The sequence below is a fragment of the Sodalis-like endosymbiont of Proechinophthirus fluctus genome (genome assembly GCF_001602625.1).
Lineage (GTDB): Bacteria > Pseudomonadota > Gammaproteobacteria > Enterobacterales > Enterobacteriaceae.
This window is the reverse complement of sequence record NZ_LECR01000007.1, coordinates 13,469-19,168: the sequence shown is the minus strand read 5'-3', so window position 1 is coordinate 19,168 and position 5,700 is coordinate 13,469. Positions and strand designations below refer to the sequence as shown.

Genomic DNA, 5,700 nt, shown 5'->3' with positions numbered 1-5,700 from the left:
GATCGCCGTTCTTATCAATACTCCAGGCATTTCCGTCCACTGCAGCATATAGCCTGTCGGTGACTGGCGCATAGACCACGCCCATCATGGGATTACCGTCGTCTATCAGCGCGATATTGACCGTAAATTCCCTTTTGAGGTGCAGAAACTCCTTGGTTCCGTCCAAGGGATCTGCCAGCCCAAAACGGCGCCAATGCTGACGAACGGACCAGTCCGGTAAATCCTCTTCGGAGAGCAGGGGAATGTCCGTTGTCAGCGCCTGCAAACTGGTGGCGATGACCCGATGCGCGGCCAAATCTGCAGCGGTAACCGGCGAGAATCATCCTGCTTCTGATTCAGCTCCAGCAGTTTTCCACCATTGTAGACCTGCATAATGGCTGCGCTGGCGTCGCAGGAAAGAGTAATGATGTGTTCAATCATGATATACTTATAATATTATCCTTATAACAATAATAATATTTTAGTTCAGCATGATAACTCTTCAACATCCAGCAGGGCAGAATTTTCATAGTGCCAGCACCACGCTATCAGGAAGGCTGCCGGTGTGGAATAAGGTAAGCGTGTCGGCGCGCCGCCTCCCGCAGACTTACAGGATTTCCAGCAAGTTCCACTGCAAAAATCAATGCATTGAAAGGAGGAATGAGTGCACCCGAGCTGCGCTCGCCCGTAAGCCAGTTTGTGAGGAATATACAATTCACACTGGGGAGAGCCCGACCGGTATTAACGTCAGCGCTTCGATTCCAACCGGCAATTATGCCGCTGACCGGGAATTCCGACGGCTATCCCCACTCAACTGAACTATCAAACACTATACCGTCCAGCATCTGGCTGGTATAGTGTGCATACGCACGCGATCTTGGCGGGATAGGATAGGCCCATGCAATGAGGTTAAGACTTTAAATTGCAGACCCAATTCGGTCAGTGTGACACTGTCCTCTTGTCCGTGTTGTCTGTCCGCCAGGAACTTATCACCTTCCACCGCCAGATGTTGCTGGCGCTCCTGACACACCGTGTCGGCGCATTCGTGGACGGCACACAGCGCGCAATAGCGTCGCCATTTCGGCCCCTGATGATGACATCAGCCGGCCCGCCCTTGAGATTGATGAACACGTGCAAAAGTTGGTGAGAGTAACAAGCGCGCACCGGGGCAAAACAGGGGTGATCAGGACAGCCTGCCTGCCGCGTCGACGGAGAACACGCCCTACATCCTGGCTATCTGCAGCGCCGACGTCTAGAGCGATCCCTGCTGTGACGCTAGCGTACATCCTACCGCTACGGCACCGCCGATGATGAGCCCGATGTAATGCCCATCGGTAGTACCAGCCATCGCCATGAACTACATGGCAGACGTACTGCCACGAACGTCAGCGCCATCCGGCCACGCGCACGCACACGAGCCTTACAGTGTGGATAGACGCTATTAGCAACATTATGGGCGCGCTGGACGGCTTTAACTGTATGGGGCCACCTACCCGCTCATTCATCGCCGTTGGATACTGATTTATCGCATTACTGGTGAGGTGACCACTGCTTTTCTTTGACCTTACAGTCCAACGATGCCGCCGCTATCAATGCTCCGCAACGATACGGCATCCTTTGCTGTGCCGAGTATGATGCCGAGCTGATAGAGAACAGCGTCGGTGATAGCAACACAGACGAGCAGGGCGTACAAACGTACCGCGTCGTTGAAGGCCAGACGCTGGCCCAGCTGTTCCGTGCACACAATCTGCCGGTAGCGGATGTCTTTCCATGGCATAGGTGGAGGGCCAACAACAAACCGCTGAGCAATCTGCAAGTCGGGCAGGAAGTACATATAGTACAAAACCCATAGAGCATTGTAACGCCAATAGAAATGGAAACCGGTGACGCTGGCCCAGCATATTTCGCGCTCCAGCTCGATGGCAGCTACCAGCGGCAATAACCATTCCTCCACTATCGGTGACCCTCAACACCCTCACCCGCTCCCGCGCGCGTAGCGCTAAAACCATCGGACGGCCAGTTTTCATCCCACCCTCTTACAGGGTGAAATAGCAAAACGCCGGACCCCCTATGCCAGCGTTTTATCATCGCATAATCTAGCGATTACGCTTCGGGCACAATCACCACATTCAGGGTGGCAAAAACATCGCTGTGTACCTGGATACGGACGTCGTGGTTGCCAGTCGTGCGTAGAACACCGTTCGGCAGACGCACGTCGCTTTTCGCGACGTTAACGCCGGCAGCGGTGATCGCGCCAGCGATATCGCGAGTGCCAATAGAGCCGAACAGTTTACCTTCGTCGCCTGCTTTAGACGCGATGGTGACGCTACCCAGTTCATTGATTTTTGCAGCGCGTGCTTCGGCCGCTGCCTGAACATCCGCCAGTTTGGCTTCCAGTTCAGCACGGCGCGCCTCGAAATATTCTACGTTTTTCTTGGTGGCCGGCACGGCTTTGCCTTGCGGCACTAAGAAGTTACGAGCATAACCCGCTTTAACGTTAACCTGATCACCTAAATTGCCCAGCTTGGTGATTTTATCAAGCAGAATAACTTGCATTACCTTATCCTCTCAAAGAGTTAGTGGACAATGACCGATTACTGATGACGATCAGTGTACGGCAGCAGGGAAAGGTAGCGCGCACGCTTGATCGCGCGGGCCAGTTGACGTTGGTATTTGGCGCGAGTACCAGTAATCCGGCTCGGAACAATTTTACCGCTTTCGGTGATATAGTTTTTCAGTGTAGCAATGTCTTTATAGTCGATCTCAACAACGCCTTCCGCGGTGAAACGGCAGAACTTGCGACGACGGAAATAACGTGCCATATGGCTAGTCTCCAGAATCTATCAAATTAATCTGCTCGGCATGCAGAACTATTCTGTTGAGGCTATTGCGCCCTTGATGGCAACTAATGAACCCCTGCGCGGTGATCTGCGCGCCGACTGTTATACTGCGAGTCATATCGAGAGTGTGTTTTCCACTGACCACCACGAGCAATCTGCACCATGTCTTGCGTGAAAAACCGGCTTCCTGCTGCACAGAACGGTGCTCAAGCACGAACTGGCAATGCGGAATACCTGACGGGCTGACCTTACGGATAGGTGTATTGTATACAGTGCCAGACAGCATCAGACAGTTCGCTGTCATCATCTATTACCCTTCAGAATCCCCAGTATCAGAGTCTTCGTTGGTTTCGGTGGCGAAATATTCGCGGCGCTCGCGGCGCTCGTCTCTGGCTTTGACCATCGGAGACGCTTCAGTTACTGCGCGCTTAACACGCATGATCATGCTGCGGATAACGGCGTCATTGAAGTGGAAAGATGTTTCCAGCTCGTCGACCAATTCTTGCGGTGCTTCTACGTTCAGCAGAACATAGTGTGCTTTGTGTAGTTTGTTAATCGGGTAAGCCAACTGACGGCGGCCCCAGTCTTCCAGGCGATGGATCTGACCTTCAGAACCGGTAATAAGGGCGCTGTAGCGTTCGATCATGCCAGCAACCTGCTCACTTTGGTCAGGATGAACCATAAAAACGATTTCGTAATGACGCATAGAATTGCTCCTTATGGATTATTCAGCTTCCTGTCAAAGGCCAACCCCGGCCCATGGAAGCAAGGAACGTGATAAGCGTACGGTCGAAAAATGACGCGCAATTGTACTTATCTAGCCAGCTAAACACAAGGACCGCAGCGGATTATTTCCAGGTTACGCGGCTGGCCATCAGCTTTAACCTTTAGCCACAAGGCTAAAGCGCATCGTGAAAAAAGCGACGGTGGCCGCCTCCGTGAGCACACTGGTAATTTTATAGCTAATTTCCGGCTAGTGAGATAACCGCATCCGATGATAGCTAATTTCCGGCTAGTGAGATAACCGCATCCGATGATGGGCGCCTTGCGCTGCTAGCGCCTGATACAGCCACGCTCTTTCCATTGGCGGCACCAGTGGATCCGCATCACCATGCCAGATCAGCAGCCCATCACGCAATTTATCTAACCGCTGAAAGACCGTCGTAGTCCACCAGCGGCGCCGGCGCAGCGACAAAGCGCCGTTTATAATCCTGCGCATCCGGCGGAAATAACGCGCGGCTGAGTTGAATAAAATTACTGGATCCTATCAACACTGCGGCAGACGACGGTCAATTATAGCGCGCCAGCGGTCCTAGCGTTATCATGCTGCTAATCGATGCGACGCCCGTCAATACTACTACCCGCTGGCGATAATGCGCATACAGCACGGGCAATTTCGTCGATATTATTGCGCAGAATATCCAAAAAATGCCGTAATCGGCATTGCTCATCGCCTTCAAAACGGGCACCGTGCATGAGAGTATCCGGCAGGGTCACATGGAACCCCAACCAGTGCCGGCGCATGGCAGAAATAGCTATATACCTCTTTGGACGAGGTATAGATATAGTAAAAAACAACGTCGGCAGCGGTAAGGTATAACCATCTTCCAGCACTGCATGTATCACTTCGATGTCGCTGACGTACTCCTGATGCATGCATCTCTACCATGGATCCTCCCTGTTTGCCTTAATGCGTCATGCTGCGCCGTCCTATCACCGCAGTGTCTGGTTATTACCAGAATTACTTCTGTCCGGTTTAAATATAATTTAATCATCTAATTACTGCGGGTATTTGGCTATTGGCTATTGGCTATTGGCTATTGGCTATTGGCTATTGGCTATGAAATAGCTTACCTTGAAGATCATATTTTCGACAATCATCTTTTACTGCTTGCCGTTAGCGGGATATGATGTGTTAAACAGCAAACTGGCGCCGGCGGCGGCGCCAGAACAACAGACGGTGGAAATCAGCTGCAAGCAAGCAATATGGTGGGTTCGCTGACGCAGATAGGCAAGGCTATCGTGAATGAACACGGTAGCTCGATGGATGCTAAAAACGCCAGGCGGATGAACGTCAGGCGCATTGCTACCAGATCCCGATGATCGATGAAACGGTCACCCTAGAATTTAGCACAAAGAAGCGATTCTTTATCAGTGAGGGAGCAGGCACGTTAAGTCGTCAAAGGAGAGAACGTACAACACCGAGGACGCGGACGTCCACGTGGTACATCGACCGTCAAAGCCATGGCACGGGCGAAAATACCCGAAAATACCTATGGCATCATAAAAGCGCTTCAGCTACCAAGCTAGATAGCGCTCGCTGGCGGCCGCGAGATGATGTCTAACTTCGCTGCCGCACGGCTTCAAACAGGCAAACTCCGGCGGCAACCGACACATTAAGGGACGAAACCGTGCTAGCCATGGGAATACTGATGAGCTCATCGCAATGTTCACGGATCAGGCGACGCACGCCTTCGCCTTCCGCACCCATCACCAGCGCCAGTGGCCCAGTAAGTTTACTTTGATAGAGATGATGATTTGCCTCACCGGCGGTGCCGACGATCCATACATCATGCTCTTGCAGCAAGCGCAGCAAGCGCGCTAGATTGGTAACGCGGATCAGCGGCACGGTTTCCGCAGCGCCGCTGGCGACCTTTTTGGCTGTAGCGTTCAGCGGCGCCGCGCGATCGCGCGGCACAATCACCGCATGGACACCGGCGGCGGCGGCACAGCGCAGACAGGCTCCAAGGTTATGCGGGTCGGTAACACCATCCAAAACCAGCAGCAGCGGCACGGCCTGCTGTGCCAGTAGCGCCGGCAGATCGTTCTCTTGAAACTGCCTCCCTGCCTGTACGCGGGCGACAATGCCCTGGTGTACTGC

The 5,700-nt window shown here is 52.9% G+C and carries 7 protein-coding genes and 2 pseudogenes; 1 reads left to right on the top strand and 8 read right to left on the bottom strand.

The genetic code is table 11. The annotated features are described in order from the left end of the window. Both BG74_RS15545 and BG74_RS15540 read right to left on the bottom strand, forming a co-directional pair. Window positions 1-420, bottom strand: a pseudogene (locus tag BG74_RS15545) (inositol monophosphatase family protein); the annotation flags it as partial. A gap of 107 nt (window positions 421-527) precedes the next feature. Beyond that, a pseudogene (locus BG74_RS15540) lies at window positions 528-1,042 on the bottom strand (FKBP-type peptidyl-prolyl cis-trans isomerase); the annotation flags it as partial. A 495-nt stretch (window positions 1,043-1,537) separates the two neighbouring features. Here BG74_RS15540 and BG74_RS09840 point away from each other — a divergent pair. Next, on the top strand, window positions 1,538-1,831 hold the full coding sequence (locus tag BG74_RS09840; RefSeq protein ID WP_073961017.1) for a LysM-like peptidoglycan-binding domain-containing protein: 294 nt from the start codon (window positions 1,538-1,540) through the stop codon (window positions 1,829-1,831). Between the two features lie 251 nt (window positions 1,832-2,082). Here BG74_RS09840 and rplI read toward each other — a convergent pair whose 3' ends face one another. The 6 genes from rplI to rlmB all read right to left on the bottom strand — a co-directional run. Next, window positions 2,083-2,535, bottom strand: a complete 453-nt coding sequence (gene rplI / locus BG74_RS00890; protein ID WP_066595857.1) for a 50S ribosomal protein L9 — start codon at window positions 2,533-2,535, stop codon at window positions 2,083-2,085. 38 nt (window positions 2,536-2,573) lie between these two features. Then, a complete protein-coding gene (gene rpsR, locus BG74_RS00885; protein WP_005974788.1) occupies window positions 2,574-2,801 on the bottom strand; it encodes a 30S ribosomal protein S18 in 228 nt (75 codons plus the stop codon). A gap of 4 nt (window positions 2,802-2,805) precedes the next feature. Then, a complete protein-coding gene (priB, locus tag BG74_RS00880; protein WP_066595856.1) occupies window positions 2,806-3,123 on the bottom strand; it encodes a primosomal replication protein N in 318 nt (105 codons plus the stop codon). Between the two features lie 6 nt (window positions 3,124-3,129). Beyond that, on the bottom strand, window positions 3,130-3,525 hold the full coding sequence (rpsF, locus tag BG74_RS00875) for a 30S ribosomal protein S6 (protein ID WP_066595854.1): 396 nt from the start codon (window positions 3,523-3,525) through the stop codon (window positions 3,130-3,132). A 623-nt stretch (window positions 3,526-4,148) separates the two neighbouring features. Continuing rightward, a complete protein-coding gene (locus BG74_RS00865) occupies window positions 4,149-4,475 on the bottom strand; it encodes an alpha/beta hydrolase family protein (protein WP_066595850.1) in 327 nt (108 codons plus the stop codon). A gap of 685 nt (window positions 4,476-5,160) precedes the next feature. After that, the coding region (rlmB, locus tag BG74_RS00860) for a 23S rRNA (guanosine(2251)-2'-O)-methyltransferase RlmB (RefSeq protein ID WP_244267098.1) at window positions 5,161-5,700 on the bottom strand (540 nt) is incomplete at its 5' end.